13 protein-coding genes and 1 tRNA gene are annotated in these 19,640 nt (G+C 47.2%); 11 read left to right on the forward strand and 3 right to left on the reverse strand.

All coding sequences use genetic code 11. The features are described 5' to 3' along the window. Positions 1–215: 215 nt before the first annotated feature. Entirely contained in the window at positions 216–1,094 is an 879-nt protein-coding gene (locus Q0N89_RS06455; protein WP_294034588.1) for an arylamine N-acetyltransferase, read from the forward strand. Between the two features lie 36 nt (positions 1,095–1,130). Here Q0N89_RS06455 and mrcB read toward each other — a convergent pair whose 3' ends face one another. The 3 genes from mrcB to Q0N89_RS06470 form a co-directional block, all read right to left on the reverse strand. Next, positions 1,131–3,554: a penicillin-binding protein 1B gene (gene mrcB / locus Q0N89_RS06460; protein WP_294034590.1), complete on the reverse strand. Its 2,424-nt coding sequence runs from the start codon at positions 3,552–3,554 to the stop codon at positions 1,131–1,133. A 175-nt stretch (positions 3,555–3,729) separates the two neighbouring features. Further along, entirely contained in the window at positions 3,730–4,182 is a 453-nt protein-coding gene (locus tag Q0N89_RS06465; RefSeq protein WP_294034592.1) for an XRE family transcriptional regulator, read from the reverse strand. Between the two features lies 1 nt (position 4,183). Continuing rightward, positions 4,184–4,405, reverse strand: a complete 222-nt coding sequence (locus Q0N89_RS06470; protein ID WP_078254309.1) for a hypothetical protein — start codon at positions 4,403–4,405, stop codon at positions 4,184–4,186. Between the two features lie 138 nt (positions 4,406–4,543). Between Q0N89_RS06470 and Q0N89_RS06475 the strand changes: the two genes are divergently transcribed. The 10 genes from Q0N89_RS06475 to Q0N89_RS06520 all read left to right on the forward strand — a co-directional run bounded on the left by Q0N89_RS06475 (position 4,544) and on the right by Q0N89_RS06520 (position 19,610). Continuing rightward, positions 4,544–7,141, forward strand: a complete 2,598-nt coding sequence (locus Q0N89_RS06475) for a heavy metal translocating P-type ATPase (protein WP_294034595.1) — start codon at positions 4,544–4,546, stop codon at positions 7,139–7,141. A 55-nt stretch (positions 7,142–7,196) separates the two neighbouring features. Beyond that, positions 7,197–7,273 (forward strand) — tRNA-Ile (locus Q0N89_RS06480). A gap of 279 nt (positions 7,274–7,552) precedes the next feature. Beyond that, on the forward strand, positions 7,553–8,554 hold the full coding sequence (locus tag Q0N89_RS06485; RefSeq protein ID WP_294034597.1) for an ABC transporter substrate-binding protein: 1,002 nt from the start codon (positions 7,553–7,555) through the stop codon (positions 8,552–8,554). Positions 8,555–8,741: 187 nt separating this feature from the next. After that, complete coding sequence (locus Q0N89_RS06490; RefSeq protein ID WP_294034599.1) at positions 8,742–9,635, forward strand: ABC transporter permease; 894 nt, start codon at positions 8,742–8,744, stop codon at positions 9,633–9,635. A gap of 9 nt (positions 9,636–9,644) precedes the next feature. Continuing rightward, entirely contained in the window at positions 9,645–10,439 is a 795-nt protein-coding gene (locus tag Q0N89_RS06495; protein ID WP_078254305.1) for an ABC transporter ATP-binding protein, read from the forward strand. Between the two features lie 89 nt (positions 10,440–10,528). Continuing rightward, a complete protein-coding gene (gene purU / locus Q0N89_RS06500; RefSeq protein WP_294034603.1) occupies positions 10,529–11,404 on the forward strand; it encodes a formyltetrahydrofolate deformylase in 876 nt (291 codons plus the stop codon). A 161-nt stretch (positions 11,405–11,565) separates the two neighbouring features. Further along, positions 11,566–13,398 carry an acyl-CoA dehydrogenase C-terminal domain-containing protein gene (locus tag Q0N89_RS06505; RefSeq protein WP_294034605.1) on the forward strand — a complete coding sequence of 611 codons (1,833 nt, stop codon included), beginning with the start codon at positions 11,566–11,568 and terminating at the stop codon, positions 13,396–13,398. A 73-nt stretch (positions 13,399–13,471) separates the two neighbouring features. Further along, the gene (locus Q0N89_RS06510) at positions 13,472–15,247 is read left to right on the forward strand and encodes an acyl-CoA dehydrogenase C-terminal domain-containing protein (protein WP_294034607.1); all 1,776 of its coding nucleotides are present in this window, start codon (positions 13,472–13,474) and stop codon (positions 15,245–15,247) included. Between the two features lie 394 nt (positions 15,248–15,641). Further along, entirely contained in the window at positions 15,642–17,858 is a 2,217-nt protein-coding gene (locus Q0N89_RS06515; protein ID WP_294034630.1) for a site-specific recombinase, read from the forward strand. Between the two features lie 189 nt (positions 17,859–18,047). After that, the gene (locus tag Q0N89_RS06520; RefSeq protein ID WP_294034609.1) at positions 18,048–19,610 is read left to right on the forward strand and encodes an alpha/beta hydrolase; all 1,563 of its coding nucleotides are present in this window, start codon (positions 18,048–18,050) and stop codon (positions 19,608–19,610) included. Positions 19,611–19,640: the final 30 nt, after the last annotated feature.

Genomic DNA, 19,640 nt, shown 5'->3' on the forward strand with positions numbered 1-19,640 from the left:
AGCAAAAAGTTAATCAACGATACAGAAATTGACATCAAAACACACTGATATCGCATCATGGTGAACCATCAATGACCAAAAGCGTGACCAATCGGTGCTTGAGCGATGCATGATAGACTCGTTATAATAAGCCAAAGCCATCGGCATGTGGCCATCATGGCTGATGAGCGGTGACTGATTAAGATAACTATCAAAACACCATCACGGAGATTAAGATGCAAAATAAGATGACAGATATGATGCTAAGTACAGAAAAAATTAATCATTATTTACAGACGCTTGGATGTGAGTCATCGGCTGTGAAGTCCGATCAGGCCTTAGCGACGCTGTCACGCTTACAGCTGCTGCATCTGAGCCATTATCCGTTTCAGAGCTTATCGACCGTACTGCATGAAATAGTGGACATCGACCCAGATGCCATTTATCAAAAACTTGTCATCGAGCGTCGTGGTGGCTATTGTTATGAGCATAATGAGCTACTTCGTCAAGCCCTTGTGGCACTTGACTTTGATGCAGTGACATTAACAGGCTATATCGTGCATGAGAATAATCCTGCCACCCCAAAAGCACGCACGCATACTTTATTAAAAGTGATGGTGGATGGGGTGTCTTATCTTGCGGATGTGGGCTTTGGTGGGCAAGTGCCAACAGCGCCTTTAAAGCTGGAGCTTGACATCATACAGACGACACCGCATGGCGAATATCGGCTCAGCGCATTTGGGGAGAAGTGGGTGCTGTCGGTACAGATCAAGGGTCAATGGCAGATGCTGTATGCGTTTGATTTGGTGCCTGCTGATCGGCCACTGCTTGAGATGGGCAATTGGTTCGTCTCGACGCATCCGTCATCGCCATTTCGCACACGGCTGATGGCATCACGCATCGAGCCACAGGGTGTGCGACATAGCCTACTGAATACTCGCTATCGTCGCCATGAGATCGGACGGGCAAGCCTAAGCCAAGAGATCAGTTCGGTGGATGATTTGTTTGAATTATTAACCCAAACCTTTGGGATTAATACCGATCATATCTATGATAAAAAGCCAGTGCTACAGCAGTTTTTGGATCAGTATATTAAAAGCAGGGCATCCAATTAATTAGCACAGTCAAGCGTATGCCCAAGAAAGCCATCATTAATAGCCTTCTTGGGTGCTTGGCGTAGGCATCGTTTGCTCAACATATTCATCAACGATATAGTTATCCTGCGGTGGAATTTCGGGCTCGGGCGTGTATAATGGCTCGCCTTCGATATAGTAGCCGCCCATATCCACAAGATTGTCGCCGAGCGACTGAATTTGTGCTTGGAGCTGTTGTTGATACACCATATCGGCGGCGCATGAGCTCATCTGTGATGGGCGATACGCATCAATGACCGGTAGCCATAGTGCACCTGCGCACCCTTGAGCGGATAGTGTGCCACTGTAGCCATCCATCCATTGCCAAGTCACCCCTGATGGAACAGGTAGATTGACAGGGCTTAGGGTGAGCCTACGCATATAATCCGTCCAAATCGGCAATGCACCTGTACCGCCTGATAAGCCAATTGGCTTGTTATCATCACGACCGACCCACACCACACTGACATAGTTGCCACTGTAGCCGGCAAACCACGCATCACGATGGTCATTGGTTGTGCCTGTTTTACCGGCAAGTCCCAAATCTTTATTGATGTCATTGGCAGCCTTTGCAGTGCCTGAGCGGATGACTTCTTGTAAGCCACGATTTAGTAGATACACTGCCTGTGGTGGCGCACGGAACTGCTGTTGTCGTTGACTGCGTTGTAGCACACGACCTTTTTCGTCAATCACGGTGCGGATGGTGTGAATCGGCGTATAAGCACCACCATTGGCAAAAATCTGATACATCCCAAGCATCTGCATCGGTGTTAAATCAATCGCCCCAAGCATCACCGATGGATAAGGTGGGATTTCGGTGGTGATGGATAGATTCGCCATCTGTGCCTTAAATGCAGGCATCCCAAATTCTAGACCGACATTCACCGCTGCTTGGTTGTATGAATTTGCCAAAGCGTTCAGCAGTGGTGTGCTACCATGTGATGCGCCACCGTAGTTTTTGGGTGTCCAGTTGCTGCCATTGACTTTATAAGTGACTTGGCTGTCATTGACAGGTGTGGTCAGATTGTAGCGACCTGATTGTAAGGCGGTGAGATAAATCACGGGCTTAAGTAGCGAACCAACTTGGCGTTTGGCGTCGATGGCTCGGTTAAAGCCGGTAAATTCACTACCTGAGCCAACCAGCGCCACAAGCTCGCCTGTGGCAGGGTGTGCACTGACGAGAGCACCTTGTAAGTCTTTGGCGGCACTGCCTTTTTTGCGTAGGCTAGCTAGCTGTGATGCCATCGCCGAATCAGCAGCTTGCTGAGCGATTGGGTCGAGTGTTGAGATGATTTTTAGCCCTTTATTTTGTAAATCTTCTTTACGATAATAGGCTTGTAGCTCTCGCTGTACAGCATCCAAGAAATCAGGAAATCTGGATTTGGCGATAGCAGGGGTCTTGACCACGCCAAGCGGTTTTTTGATGGCTTTTTGGTAAGTGGCGTTGTCAATTTTGCCGGTAACGAGCATATTATTCAGTACGGTGTTGCGTCGCTCAAGCGCTCGTTCGGGGTTTTTGCGTGGGTTATAATGACTTGGGCCACGAGCCAAGCCAACCAATAGGGCGTATTGGTCAAGGCTAAGTTCATTGAGTGGCTTGTCAAAATAAAACTGCGATGCAATCCCAAAGCCATTCACCGAGCGATTGCCATTTTGCCCAAGATTGATTTCGTTTAGATAAGCTAACAAAATTTCTTGCTTACCATAGCGAGCTTCGAGCAGTAGCGCCATGATGGCTTCATTGACCTTACGCTTGAGCGTGCGTTCAGAATTTAGGTAGAAATTCTTGACAAGCTGTTGAGTAATCGTTGAACCACCTTGCATCGGCTGACCTGTGGTATTGGCGACGATGGCACGGCTGATACCACGCAAGGATACACCGTGATGCTCATAAAAACTGCGGTCTTCGGTGGCAATCAGTGCATCAATGAGTTGTTTTGGCATTTGTTCTTTGGTGATGAGCTGACGGTCTTCGTTGCTCTCAGGATAGATGCCACCGATATTCACCGGCTCAAGGCGCACAATCCCCGTACGGCTTGGCACGGTGCTTTTGAGTCCGCTGATTTGATTGTCTTTAAAGGTGATTTCAATCAGCTGTTTGGCGTCGGTGTCGTTATCGCCATAGCTAAAGCCCCGTGTGTAGATGGTGTAGGTGTTGCCCGATTTTTGGTAACTGCCTGTTTTGGTGGGTTTGGCTTGGCTGTATCGCAAGAGCTTGAGCCAAGATTCAAGCTCGGCAGGGGATAGGCTTGCGCCTTGATACAGCATGAGCGGACGAGAGTAGAGCGTCGCAGGGATGTCCCAACGACGACTTTCAAACTTTGAGACGACGGTCGCATTTAGGTACATGGCGTACAACGCCACAGCGACTATCGCCATCAGTATCAATAGCACCAACAATAACCCAATAAAGCCCGACTGCGTACGGCGAGTTTTTGGCATTATACAATCCACCCACAAAATCAAAAATCATACTATCGCCCAAATTCGTTCAATTTTCAAGCAAAATCAGCGTAGAAAATTGGCTAAGATTTGCTTGATTGTAGGATTTTTGTTGGATGTGTTAAGGGTTTTTGATGTCTGCGGTGATAATTATTTAATAAAATTAATCAATTTTTCAGAAATGATTGGCACACATGGCGACATCATAATCCGTCTTTGGTAGCTTGTTTTGGTGATATAGCCAGTTGGCGACTTCATGCCAAGCATACAAAGCCGAACCTGATTGCACGCCATAAACAGGCTTAGGAAAATTGCCATCGCCACGGGTTGCTTTGGCGTAGTGGCTGAGTGCCATACGAGACAATCCCAAGCGTTTCGCCATCTCTGCCAATGAAGATACACCTTTTTCTTGTAGGATTAAATCATGAAATCCTGCGGTATGTAGATTGTCAAACGCTGAAGCGATGGCGTCTTTTGCACTATTTGCCATGCGGTCAAACTCAAGATAAACGGTATCATCCAAGGTGCAGATTAGTGCATCATCACACCCTGATTGATAAAGTAGATCTTCAAGATTATCATCAAAAATGGCATCTCGAACAACGATGGTAAAATGGTAAGTATTCATATTATTCTCCCTGACATTCATCTACTTTGCGGATGATTTGTTTGGCATGATTTTGTGGGTTTTTGGGTGTGCTCCAAACGCTCATTTGGTGTGTGCTGTGCCCAAAATTGCATCGCAATCGACAATAGGCGTGCGATGATTTGCCACTTGCCACGATATGCCAACCATTGGCAATGGCATAAGCGATCGCATCACTAATTTCTTTGTTGGGATGGTGTTTCATTGGTATTTGATTAATAGGCTGATAAGTTATTATAGCTAAGGTGTTTATATTTGTAAACACTTTTGATGGCTTTGCCATTGAGTTCATGTAGGTCATTTTATGCTATAATACCTTATTTCCCACCATTTGATGACCATCATGACCGCAAAGAGCTCGACTGATTATCACACCGATACCGACACCCTAGAACAAAGCTTGATTTTGCCCCCTGATGGCAGCTGCTTTCACTGTGGTGAAGTGTTGCCAAAAGAGCCGTTTTTTACCGTGATTTTTGATAAGCCGCGAGCGATGTGCTGTCTGGGCTGTCAGCTGGCGAGCCAAAGCATCGTCGAAGCCAATCTTAGTCAATATTATCTTGACCGCCGTGAAATCAGCCCAACAGCCAGCCTGCCTGATGCCATCAATTTTAGCGCCTATGACCATGCCGATATCAAAGGACAATTCGTCTATGCCGAAAATGGCGGTAGCACCGCTGAATTATCGGTCGCTAATCTCAAATGCTCGGCGTGTACTTGGCTGATTGAGACGCGTCTGCGGTCGATGGCAGGCGTGAAATCTTGTCAAGTCAATCTCACCCAACAGCGGATGCGGGTCAATTGGGATGATGATGTTTTGCCGATTAGCGAGATTCTAAAGGCGGTACATTCGGTGGGCTATGATGCCAAGCCATATCGCCAAGATACGCACGAAGCGATGCTCAAGCGTCAAAACAAAAAAATGCTCATCCGTCTAGGTATCGCTGCGCTTGGGGCGATGCAGGCGATGATGTTTTCTATCGGGATGTATTTTGGTGAATACAGCGGGATGTTGATTGAGCATCGGGATTTTTTGCGGTATGTGTCGCTATTTGTGAGTATTCCGGTGTTTTTTTATTCGGCGTTGCCGTTTTTTAGCTCGGCGTTTTATGCGATTCGGGCACGCCAAGTCAATATGGATGTGCCGGTATCGATTGCGCTGATTACCACCTTTGCCGCAAGTTTATATGCGACCATCATCGGTGGCGGTGAGACTTATTTTGATTCGGTGGCGATGTTTATTTTCTTTTTGCTTGCTGGGCGATTTATCGAACAAAATGCTCGCCTAAAAGCATCAAACATGGCATCGGATTTGGTGGTGATTGAGCCGACTTTGGTCAAGCGATTGGACGAAAACAGTTCGCTCATCACCCAAGTACAAGCAGGGACTTTGGATGCGTCCATCATTGATACATGGTGGCAGGATGTCGGACGGCATTTATCCAAATCGGCACTCGATGGCACGGACAAAATCCTAGCCCAAAGTGTCAAAGTCGGTGATATCATCGCCATCGATGCGGGCAGCCAGATTGTCGCTGATGGAATTTTGTTGTCCGAGACGGCGACGGTGTCACAGAGTCTATTGACCGGCGAGAGTGATTTGATTGTCAAAACTCGTGGCGATGTGATGGTGGGCGGCGCTCAAAATGACTCTCAGCCTTTTGTGATGCTCGTCACTGCGGATGTGGATAATAGCCAAATTGCGCTCATCGACCGCTTGATGAACCGTGCCATGAGCGAAAAACCAAAAATCGCCCAAGATGCCGACCGTATGGCTCGCTGGTTCGTGGCTCGGGTACTGGTGCTGTCACTACTGGTGTTCGCTGTTTGGTGGTTTATTGATAAGCATGAAGCGCTGTGGGCGACGGTGGCGGTACTGGTGGCGACTTGTCCGTGTGCACTCTCTTTGGCGACACCGATTGCGCTGACAGTGGCGACCAATCGCTTGGCAAGCTTTGGCTTTTTGACCACACGGGGGCATACGGTGCAGACACTCTCGACGGTGACAAAAGTGGCATTTGATAAGACGGGGACGCTGACGACAGGACAAGCGAATTTGCTTGCAGTGATTGGCGGTGATGATAAGTCAGAACTCCTTGCTAAGGCAGCGGCGCTTGAGATTGGCAGTCGTCATCCGGTGGCAAAGGCGCTGTTGACAGCGGCGCATGGCTTGCACCTGCCTAAGGTCGTGGATGTCGTGCATCATACCGCAGGCGGTATCGAAGGGGTGATTGATGGCGTGCGTTATCGCATTGGTCATCTACGCTTTGTCGCTGATGCTGCCATAGATGGCGATAGTCCGTCACTGGGTCAATTTGCCGAAAACTTAAGCGACTATCAAGCCAATATGTCAGTGCTGATGTCAAGATGGCAGGATGATGCTTGGCAAATTGTCGCTCGCTTTTATTTTAATGACTCACTGCGAGCTGATGCCAAAGCGATGATTGATGGGCTAAAAGCTCGTGGTATCACACCGCTGATGCTCACAGGCGACCCCAATCCCAATGCACTACAAGTCGCTGCTGATTTGGGTATCACAGAAGCCTATTATGGACTAAGTCCTGAAGATAAAGTCAATCATATCAAACGCTTGCAGGCAAATGGCGAGACGGTGCTGATGGTCGGCGATGGTATCAATGATGCGCCCGTGCTCGCTGCTGCCAATGTCTCTACATCCATCGCAGGCGCTGCCGACCTTGCCCAAGTCTCAAGCGATAGTGTGCTACTTGGTGGTAAGCTCATCGCCATTGACCGTGCCATTGGACTGTCTGTTAAGAGCCAAGCCATCATCCGCCAAAACCTACGCTGGGCATTGATTTATAATACATCGGTACTGTTGCCTGCTGCCTTTGGCTATGTACCGCCTTGGCTGGCTGCTATTGGCATGAGCTTATCAAGCTTAGCTGTGGTGGCGAACGCCATGCGTATCAAGCGTGGTTGATTGTTGATGCTTTACTAAGCGATTGGCTTTGTGTATAATGTCGCATACTTTATTTGGGCCTATAGCTCAGTCGGTTAGAGCAGAGGACTCATAATCCTTTGGTCGCAGGTTCGAGCCCTGCTGGGCCTACCAAATTTATGTAATAACATCAAAGACTTGCAGTTTGACTGTGAGTCTTTTTTTGTTTTAGGCATCATTTATCATCATTGATTTTGCCGATAATAACCAATTAATAACCATCAAAAGCACCCATTCAACCACAAGTGGCAAGATTATTAGCCAAAACCGTCACAATTTTGAAATAATTCACACAAAATCACTTGTTCACCCATTAACTGTATGCTAAACTCAGCGTTAAATGGCAATTTTGCCAAAGCTTTTTACTTTATTTCCCTTGACAAGGAGTCCGCCATGAAATTTTTAAAAACTACCCTTTGGGCAAGCATCACCGCCTTGGCATTGACCGCCTGTGGTGGCGATAAGCCAGCTGACAATGCAGCCGCCGCTGCACCTGCTACCGAAACTAAGACTTTGGCAATCACTGCCATCGTCGAGCATCCTGCACTCGATGCAGCTCGCACCGGTGCGATTGAACAGCTTGCCGCCGAAGGCTTTAAAGAAGGTGAGAACCTAAAAGTCACTTTCCAATCCGCTCAAGGCAACATGGCTACAGCAGGTCAGATTGCTAAGCAGTTTGTGGCAGATAAGCCAGATGCGATTTTTGCTATCGCAACACCATCAGCACAAGCGGTAGCGGCGGCGACCACTGAGATTCCTGTGGTGTTCTCAGCGGTGACTGACCCAGTTGAAGCTAAGCTTGTCGCAAGCCTTGAAAAATCAGGCAACAATGTCACCGGTGCATCAGATGTGCTACCGTATGAGCCACAGATTGAGCTGATTCGTGAGCTGATTCCAAATGTCAAAAATGTCGGCTATGTCTATAGCCCAGGTGAAGTAAACTCAACTGTCGTGCTAAAAAATCTAAAAGAAAAACTAGCACCACTTGGCATTAATGTCATCGAATCACCTGCCCAAAAATCAAGCGACATCAGCCAAGCGGCGAGTGCTTTGGTGGGTAAAGTCGATGTGATTTATACATCAACTGACAACAATGTCATCAATGCGTACGAAGCACTCTACCAAGTGGCAAAACAAGCCAAAATCCCACTAATCTCAGCAGATACCAGTACGGTTGAGCGTGGTGCGGTGGCAGCGCTGGGCGTGAATTATACTGATCTTGGTAAAGAATCTGGTAAGATTATCGCAAAAGTACTAAAAGGTGAAAAACCAGATACTATCCCTGTGTATATTTCACAAAATCTTGACCTATATGTCAGCAAAAAACACGCCGAAGAGCAAGGTGTAACCTTACCACAAGCTGTCTTGGATCGTGCTGCCAAAGTGGTTGAGTAATCTACTGCTATACTATATCGCCCAATGACTATGATATGAATGTGAATTGGGCGATTTGCTCAAACCCAAGTGCAACGATTGGCTTGGGTTGTTTTGCGTTTTAATAACGATTTATTAATTTTGTTTCTATCATGACAAGGATTTTGTTATAATAGGCGTTTTGTATTTTTAGTGGCGAGTATTGCCTATGACTTTGATTGCGTTGTTCGGAGCACTAGAAAGTGGTCTGATTTATGCCCTGATGGCACTGGGTGTGCTGATTTCGTTTCGTATTTTGGATTTTCCAGATTTGACTGCTGATGGTAGCTTTCCTTTGGGTGGCGCAGTGGCAGGCGTGGCGATTGTTGCAGGTCTAAATCCGTGGCTGGCGTGTGCTTTTGGCATGATGGCAGGGATGATGGCAGGGATGATGACTGCTTGGCTGCATGTCAAATTGGGTATTTTGCACCTATTGGCAGGTATCTTGATGATGACTGCGCTATACTCAGTGAACCTGCGTATCATGGATGCACCAAACTTACCATTGCTTGGGCAGCCGACCGTATTTACGCCGTTTGTGGATGGCGGTAATGGTTTTTGGGTGCGTGTGGCAGTGGTTGCAGGCGTGGTGGTGTTGGTCAAGCTTGCCCTAGATTGGTTCTTTAGCACCGAGACAGGTCTTGCGATGCGTGCCACAGGCTCAAACCTACGCATGGCACAAGCTCAAGGCATTAATACGCCGTGGGTGATTATCCTAGGTATGGCAATCTCCAATGGCTTGATTGCTTTGTCGGGTGCTTTATTTGTACAAACTCAAGGCTTTGCTGATGTGTCGATGGGTATCGGTACGATTGTTATTGGTTTGGCTGCGGTGATTATTGGGGAAGCGGTCATTTCTGCCAAGCGTATTTTTTGGATGACTCTGGCGGTGGTGATTGGTGCGATTTTGTATCGTCTATTTGTCCAAATTGCACTATCAAGCGATTTGCTGCGTGGTATTGGCTTCAAATCACAAGATTTGAACTTAGTCACATCGCTACTGGTGGTGATTGTACTGATGCTACCAAAAATCAAGTCCAAGCTACTTGCTAAAAAAGCCTAGGGGATAGATATGTTACAAGCAACTGATTTACGCCTGACATTTAATGCGGGCACCCCGATTGAAAATCCTGCCCTACGTGGGCTGTCTCTCTCGATTGCTGATGGTGAGTTTGTCACGGTGATTGGTACAAACGGCGCAGGCAAATCAACTTTTTTGAACGCCATCAGTGGGGCGGTGCGTGTCGATAGTGGCTCGATTTTGATTAATGGTCAAGATGTCACTCGCCAAGATACGCATAAGCGTGCCAAGCAAGTCGCGCGTGTATTCCAAGACCCGATGGCAGGTACTTGTGAAGCTTTGACCATCGAAGAGAATATGGCACTGGCGTATAAGCGTGGTGGCAGTCGTGGGCTAGGCGGTGCACTCAATGCCAAAAACCGTGAGCTATTTCGTGAAAAGCTCTCCATTCTAAAGCTCGGTCTAGAAAATCGTCTAACCGATCGCATGGGCTTGCTCTCGGGCGGTCAGCGTCAAGCGGTGAGCCTGCTGATGGCAAGCTTACAACCATCCAAGATTTTACTACTGGATGAGCATACCGCCGCACTCGACCCAAAGACCGCTGCCTTTGTGCTTGAGCTGACTGATAAAATCGTCGGCGATGGTAAGCTTACCACCATGATGGTCACGCACTCAATGCAACAAGCGTTGACACACGGCACGCGCACAGTGATGCTACATCAAGGTCAAGTAGTGCTTGATGTCTCTGGCGATGAGCGTCGTGGTATGACAGTGCAGGATTTGTTGAATATGTTTGAAAAAACTCGTGGCGAAAAGGTCGAAGACGACAGTCTGATTCTTGGATAATTTGCCAAATAAGCATATCTTGGGAAGTAATGAAAAGGACATTGGCTATCAGATGTCCTTTTATTTTATAAAATATAAAGAGTAAGATTATGAGTAATTGTGAAGGTTGTGAAAGCGAAGTGGCTCGCCTATTAGTCACTTGTGAAGACCAATCAGGCATCGTGCAAGCGGTATCGGGATTTTTGTACCATCAAGGGGCGAACATCATTTCGCTTGACCAGCATACCACCGAAGCTTATGGCGGTAAGTATTTTATGCGAGTTGAGTTTCATTTGGATGGGCTCGCTATCAAAAAAGACGCCCTAATGCAGACCTTTGCTACCAATGTTGCCGCCAAATATCACATGACATGGCAGCTAAATTGCAATAAAGATCTGAAAAAAGTTGGCATTTTGGTATCTAAAGAAGATCATGCCTTGCTTGAGCTACTATGGCGATACAGTCGTGGTGCATTGCCCTGCCAAATCACTCAAGTGGTGTCCAATCATGATGATTTGCGTGCGTCGGTGGAGTCGTTTGGCATTGAGTTTGTGCATATTCCTGTGGATAAAGATAATAAGCAAGCGGCGTATGATCAGATTCATGAAGTGATGAAAGATAATGATCTGTTGGTGCTCGCTCGCTATATGCAGATTTTGAGTCCGTCATTTGTCGATCAGTGGCAGGGTCGTATTATCAATATCCATCATTCGTTTTTGCCGGCGTTTGTTGGGGCGAACCCTTATAAGCAGGCGTTTGACAAGGGTGTCAAGCTGATCGGTGCGACGGCGCATTATGTGACGAGCGAGCTTGATCAAGGCCCAATCATTGAGCAGGGTGTGGAGCGAGTCAGTCATGGCTTTAGCGTGAGCGATTTGCGAGAATTGGGGCGTGATATCGAGCGTGATGTGCTTGCCCGTGCGGTCAAATGGCATCTTGAAGACCGTATTATCATCGATGGTGCTAAGACGGTGGTGTTTGATTAAGCTAGAATTAGCATAAAAACCGCTCAATGATGGGCGATTTTTTTATTATCAACACAAATCAAACCCAAATCATGACTTGTCAGTCGCTTTCCAAATATTGCATGATTGTTGCCTTTGGCTTATTTTATAGACATCTTTATTTGTCAAAAAAGGAATAATATATGCAATACACAGCACCCCTTCGTGATATGAAATTTGTCATGCATGAGCTACTTGATAGCCAAGCACATTATGCACGCCTGCCTGCGTATGCCGAGCTTGATACAGATACGGTCAATAGCTATCTAGAAGCGGCGGCTGATTATGCGCAGTCAGTGATTGCACCACTTAATCGCACAGGCGACATCGAAGGTTGTACTTTTGATAATGGCAATGTCTATACGCCATCGGGATTTAAAGAGGCTTATGAGACTTATTGCGAGCTTGGATTTCCTGCGATTGCCGCCGAGCCTGAATACGGCGGTATGGGCTTGCCGACATCATTATCAAGTGCGGTGAGCGAGATGATGGGTACGGCAAACTGGTCTTTTGCCATGTATCCAGGTTTGTCGCATGGGGCGATTGCCACCATTGAGCATCATGGCACGGATGAACAAAAAGCCACTTATCTTGAGAAACTCAACACAGGCATCTGGTCGGGGACGATGTGCTTGACCGAAGCGCACGCAGGCTCAGATTTGGGTATTATCAAAACCCGTGCCGTGCCAAACGATGATGGTAGCTATGCCATTACTGGGCAAAAAATCTTTATCTCAGCCGGTGAGCATGATTTGACCGAAAACATCATCCATATCGTCCTAGCTCGCCTGCCTGATGCGCCTGCGGGCACGAAGGGGATTTCGCTATTTATCGTGCCGAAGTTTTTGGTGAATGCTGATGGCTCAATCGGCGCTCGCAATGGCGTGGTGTGTGGCTCTATAGAGCACAAGATGGGTATCAAGGCATCCGCCACCTGCGTGATGAACTTTGATGGGGCGACGGGCTATCTGATTGGCCCAAAAAATCGTGGCCTAAACTGTATGTTCACCTTTATGAATGTCGCTCGTATCGGCACGGCAATTCAGGGCTTGAGTGCGGCGGAATTTGCATTTCAAGGCTCACTTGCCTATGCCAAAGACCGCACCGCCATGCGTTCAATCTCAGGCATTAAGGACAAAGACAAGCCTGCTGACCGCATCATCCACCACCCTGCCGTGCGTAATATGGTGCTAACAAGCAAAGCCTTTGCCGAAGGTGGTCGTGCGCTCGTGTACTATCTATCACAATATGCTGATATCGTCGCCAAAGGTGGTGATGCTGATGGTGTGGATGTCAAATTTGCCGATGATATGCTGTCGCTCTTGACGCCAATTGCTAAGGCGTTCTTGACCGAAACAGGCTACGAGTCAGCCAATCACGGCGTACAAGTCTATGGCGGACATGGCTTTATCAGCGAATGGAGCATGGAGCAAAATGTCCGTGATACCCGCATTGCTTGCTTGTACGAAGGCACGACAGAGATTCAATCTCTGGATTTGCTTGGTCGTAAGGTGCTGGGCTCACAAGGGCGTATGCTTGCCAACTTTACCAAGATTATCCATAAATTCTGCAAAGAACATGAAGAAAACGACGAGCTGGGTCAATTTATCCGACCACTTGCCAAGCTCAATAAACAATGGGGTGATATCACCGCTCGCATCGGACTACAAGGCACGCAAAACCCTGATGCCATCGGTGCAGCGGCGGTGGATTATCTGTACTTCTCAGGCTATGTGACGCTGGCTTATCTATGGGCACGCATGGCTGTCGTTGCTAAGTCAAAATTAAGCGACTTTGATGCCGACCTTGATAGTGATAAATCACTGCACGGCGATTATGGATTTTATGATGCCAAAGTTAAGACTGCGCAGTTTTATTTCACCAAACTATTGCCACGCACGGCGGTTCATGTCGCACGCATTAATAGTGGCGAAGAGTGCTTGATGGCGATGGATATTGAGCAGTTTGCTTATTAATCACTCATCTAAAAAAGTACAAACAGCTGATTGTCGCCATACAATCAGCTTGGGTTAAAAATAAGGAAATTTTATGACACTGACTTATACTGCACCGCTTGATGAGATGCGTTTTACGCTCAAAGAAGTGTTTGATGCGCCAAGTTTTTGGCAGACTCATGACAAGCTTAGCCATGTCGATGAAGACACGGTGGATATGATTTTGGATGAGATGGCAAAGTTTGCCACCGAAGTGCTATTACCGCTCAATCAATCAGGTGATGATGAAGGGGCGAAGTATCTGGGTGATGGCAAAGTTGCTACGCCAACGGGCTATAAAGATGCCTTTAGCCAATATGCTGAAGCGGGCTGGATTGGGCTTGGCGGTGACCCAAACTATGGCGGTCAAGGTATGCCAAAGATGGTCACGATGCTGACCGAAGAGATGATGTTCGCCACCAACCAAGCATTTGCCCTGTATCCAAATCTCACCGTAGGCGCAAGCATCTGTCTGCTTGCAGCAGCGAGCGAAGCGCAAAAAGCGATGTATCTTGAGAAGCTATACGCAGGGCAGTGGGCGGGTACGATGTGCTTGACCGAAGCACACGCAGGTACAGATTTGGGCATTATCAAAACCCGTGCTGTGCCAAATGGCGACGGTAGCTATGCCATCACGGGCACCAAGATTTTTATCACTGGTGGTGAGCATGATTTGGCGGAGAATATTATTCACTTGGTGCTTGCCAAGACACCAGATGCGCCTGCTGGCTCAAAGGGTATTTCGCTGTTTATCGTACCAAAATTCATGGTCAATGATGATGGCAGTCTAGGCGAGCGTAACAATGTCAAGGCAGGCTCTATTGAGCATAAGATGGGTATTAAGGCATCCGCCACTTGCGTGATGAACTTTGATGGGGCGACAGGTTATCTTGTGGGTGCTGAAAATACAGGGCTTGCAGCGATGTTTGTGATGATGAACTATGAGCGTGTCACGATGGGGCTACAAGGCTTGGGCGCAAGTGTGCTGGCTTATCAAAACGCCGCTGCCTATGCCCAAGACCGCTTGCAAGGTCGAGCTGATACAGGTGTTGTCAATGCCGATAAGCCTGCTGATGCCATCATTCATTTTGCTGATGTGCGCCGTATGCTATTGAATGCCAAGACCAACAGCGTCGCCGCTCGCACCTTTGCGATGTATGTCGCCAAAAATCTCGATATCGCCAAATTCAGCGATGATGCCGATGCAGTACAGGCAGCCCAAGCGAAGGTTGCGCTACTGACACCGATTGCCAAAGCATTTGTCACTGACAAATCATTTGATGCGACCATCGACTGTCAGCAGGTCTTTGGTGGGCATGGCTATATCAAAGAATGGGGTATGGAGCAAATCGTCCGTGATACGCGTATCTCGCAGATTTATGAAGGGACGAACGGTATTCAGTCGCTGGATTTGCTTGGTCGCAAGGTCATCAAAGATGGCGGCAAGGCGATGTTTGCGTTCTTGGATGAGATTGCAGCTGCTTGCCAAGCAAGCACAGCAAATCATGCCATCGTTACAGCGACAGCGGAGTCTGTAAGCACAGTGCGAGCCTTGACCGAGTCACTGATTGAGACTGCCAAATCCGACCCGCACGCCATCAATGCTTCTGCGGTGGATTATCTGCACGCTGTTGGCTATTTGTGCTATGCTTATATGTATCTGTTGATTGTCAATGCAGCTGATGGCAAGGCAGGCGAGTTTTATGAATCACGCCACAAGCTTGCTGATTATTTTGTGGCACGCAGTTTGCCTGATTTACAGACTCATGCTCAGATGGCACAGGCAGGCTCTGCGACATTGATGGCATTTGACCAAGCGTTTTTTGCCTAAAGATGTATTGACACTATTTGTCATTATCCAAAGCAAATCACTCCGTGTGGTTTGCTTTTTTATCAACTGTATCAATTTTCATCAATGCAATTATTTAACCGATATTATCAATTTACATAATAAAAATTCAAAAAATACAAGATTTTGATACAAATTTTGTCCAATAAATTCACTTTTGGAATTTGGCAAAATGGGTGAAGTGTGTTACAGTGTGGCAAGTTTTATCAGAAAAATGCGTGATTTTATTGGCAAAACTTAGCAATAACGCCTGCAATGATGGGTGTCAATCGTCCCAAGATTGCACCGCATTTTTCAAAGCCATCAGTTGAGTACGGAGCCCTTTGTGACTTTATCAACCAGCCAAGATTTACAACATATCCTGCAACATATCGCCATGCTACGGGAATTGCCTGAGCCTGAGTCGCTCAAGCGATTGATTGATGCATTGCGTGTGGATAGTGATGATGTGGATGGGGCGAACGCCAAGATTGATGAGCTCATTGAGTTATTGCAAGCCAATCCCGAATACGGTCAGGCGCTGGCGGCATTTATCCTAAGACTAATTACCAAATATCGCCAAATTCCTTTATATACCGATGCAGGGATTGCGTCGGATGAGACTTTTTTTGGTAGTGTGACCAAGCTGATTGGGCATCGCTTTTTGCCATTATTGCCCAACGAAGAGCTGGTGGTCGAGCTTGCCAATTATCTATTTGACCAAAAAAATGACTACAAATGGATTGCCAATATCGATGCGGACAAATGGGATACGCTCGTTGATTTGGTGCAAGTTAGTGCTGATGATTTAAGCTTGGTTGCGCAGATTAAGAATAATATTCTAAATGCGATTGTTATCCTATCTTATCGTGTCAGTGGCATGGGTCTGCACGCAGAGTTAATGGAGTTTTATCCAGAGCTACTCAATCACTCGGCTGCCTTTGTTGCCCAAAACCAAGAAGCCATCTTGTTCGTCAATCAGTACCGCCAAGCACATAAGCTGGATGAGATGACCGATGAGATGCCCGAAGTGGACATTGACCCTGCACCATTATTGGTGATGGTGGAACAGTGCCAAGACATCGTGACTAGCGTGCGTAAGCGGGTGTATAAGACGGGCATTTCGATTCGCATGACGAACCTGCTTGTACGTCTGGAGCAAAGTTTGCATCGGATGCAGGTGCTGGTGGATTTGGTGACGGACAAAGATGCCAACCGTGACAAATCCATCGTGGAGCTGGCATCATCTGTGGTGCGTACTGCCAATACTCGCTATCGCTTTGGCTCATTGATTGAGAGTAATACCAAGCTATTATCACGCAAAGTCACTGAGAATGCCAGCCGTGTCGGTGAGAACTACATCAGTACCGACCCAAGCGGCTACAAAAAAATGTACCGCAAAGCTGCCATCGGTGGCTTATTTATCGGCTTTATGGCGACGCTCAAGATTTTGGGCTCATATCTTGTGCTTGCGCCGATTGGCAAGGCGTTTATTAATAGCATGATTTATGGCTTGGGCTTTGTGTTCATTCATATCGCCAAAGGTACGGTGGCGACCAAACAGCCTGCGATGACAGCGGCGGCGATTGCATCGACGATTTCAGAATCATCGGGCAAAAAAACCCAACAAATGACCAAGCTTGCCGAGCTGATTGTGGATATTTTGCGGACGCAGTTTGTGGCGATTTTGGGGAATATTTCGGTGGCGATGCCGGTGGCGTTTTTGATTGCCGTCAGTTGGAAATACTTAAATGGCGCGCCGATGATTGATGGTAAGATGGCAGCACATCTACTGCATGACCTAGACCCAATCCGCTCGCTATCATTGCCACACGCTGCCATTGCTGGGGTGTTCTTGTTCGTGTCGGGGCTGATTTCGGGCTATTATGACAATTTGGCTGCTTATAATAAAATCGGTGAGCGTATCCGTCGCCATCCATTGCTCAAAAAATTCTTATCCCCTGATTGGCAAAATAAGCTAGGCACATTTGTAGAAGCGAACCTTGGCGCTATCATGGGTAACTTTATCTTTGGTTGCTTTCTTGGCAGCACGGCGACGGTCGGTTATATGCTTGGCTTGCCGCTGGATATCCGCCACATTGCCTTTGCATCAGCGAACTTTATTCATGGTATTTTCCATCTATCGCCACAGGATTTGACTTGGCAGGTGATTAGCTTATCATTTGTGGGTGTGCTACTGATTGGTATGGTCAACTTGATGGTGAGTTTTTCTTTGGCATTGATGGTGGCACTGCGTTCAAAAGGGGTGAAATTCTTTGAATGGAAACGCCTAAACAGCCTAGTGTTTGACCATTTCAAAAGCCGTCCTTTGGACTTTGTATGGCCACGCAAAGAAGCGGTCAAATATGCACAGATTAACAGTGATGGCGAGATGATTCATGATGAAGTCAAAGACAAAGAAACTCGCTTTTTCTCTGATGCCATCGTCCGTCGTCTGGGCTTTAAGCCAAAAGATGCTAAGGAAATCTCGCAAGACATCAGCGAAGCGACTTTTGAGCCGGTGAGTGATGAATATTTGGCACAGGCAGATAATGGCGAAGAGCAACATTCATCCCTGCCAAAGCCTGATAATAAGCCAAAACTGCCTAAATAACTAGTCTAAATAATCCGCCCAAATGATTTGCCAAATGAATAAAAATTTTGGCAAATTAGCATTGGGGTGATTGACTGTTGATGTGGCAGGGTGGATAATAATTCACCCTGTTTTTTTGTACCAAATCATGCTGATAGCGATACTTAATATCCGCCCTTTGTGTATTGTCATCAATTAAGGAATGATTGAATGGGCTTGCCGTTTGCAAAGCTATTTTTAACAAAATCCCTAAGTAGCGTGCTTGGGGTGTCCGTGCTGTCTATGCTGTTATCAGGCTGTATGACCAATGAAGAAAAACAAAACATTCAGCACCTACAAGACACAACAGCGATGGTGTGGCAAAAATGCAAAACCGATTATCCTGATTGGTTCGCTGATAAGCCTGATAATAAGCTGTACTGCACTACCTTATCCGTACCGCTAAACCAATACGCACCGTCCGCTGAGCGTGTGTCATTGGCACTAAGTGTGCTGCCTGCCACCCAAAAAGCCATTGGCAATCTCATCATCATCGCAGGCGGGCCGGGTGAACATAGCCTTGATATGTCGCTTGAATGGCTAGATGCCAACGCGCCACAACTTCAACAACTACGCAAGCAATACAACATTATCGGCTATGCACCGCGTGGCGTTGCACCATCGACACCTGCCATCAGCTGTGGCGATACGCCAATTGATGAATTGCCAAGCGACACCGAGCCAAAAGATGTGATGGATTTGTGCGAAAAACATACAGGCAAAGCCGTGCTTGCACACATCAGTAGTCGTGATGCGGTGCTTGACCTTGAGCGGATACGAGTGGCATTAGGTGGCAATCAGCTCAATGCCATTGCCTATTCGTATGGGACAAAGGTGCTGATTGCTTATGCTGAACAATTCCCCACTCATCTGCGTGCGGGTGTGCTTGATGGCGTGGTGGATGTGACGCAGACATCAGCGCAGTGGCGAGCCAAGCAAGAGCTTGGGATGCAAGATGCCTTTGAGCGATTTGTGGCAGACTGCTTAATGCATTATGATTGTGTGTTTGAAAGCTTGACACCGGACAAAGACAGCATCAATTATCAGACAGGGGCAATGCTTGAGCCTGTACCAAGTTTTGCTGAGCAATTTCACCAAATACTCAAGCATATCGACAACAAAAAACTCACCGACCGCTACGAGCAAGTCATCACCGCCGATTCGGTGCTGTCTGTGTTTAGCGAACTGTTGTATTATCAAGAAACTTGGAAAGATGCAAGGTGGATGCTAGATGGACTTAGTCAAGGCAAAACCGCATTTTATAATGAATTTGCCAAGCCAAAACAGCAAGCTTTTGAAGAAAATGCACGCCTAGTGGCAATCAACTGCGCCGATTCTGCGACACCTTGGCATGAACGCAACAAGTCAGCCCAAAGCGACGAGCGGGCGCAAATCGATGCCTTGACGAGCTTTGATGATTATCCGTCAAATTCACAATCGCATTTTGCTGATTTGTGCTTTTATTGGCCTTATGATGGCACAGATAGCTATGCGATGCCAAATAAAGGCGCAGGCACACCACAGCTATTATTCGTGGCACAGACCCGTGACCCAGCCACCCCTTATGACAATGCTGTCAAGATGGCGCAAGTCTTTGGCGCACCGCTCATCACTCGCAATGCCAATGGACATACACTTGCACTACAAGGGCTAAGCCAATGCGTGGATAGTGCAGTTGCAGAGTATTTGAGCGAGCCAAACAAGCCGATGGCGTCGCAAACTTGTCAGGACTAATCAAGTTACCGATGTTGATAGGTTGGGATT

The sequence above is a fragment of the uncultured Moraxella sp. genome (genome assembly GCF_945873075.1).
Lineage (GTDB): Bacteria > Pseudomonadota > Gammaproteobacteria > Pseudomonadales > Moraxellaceae > Moraxella.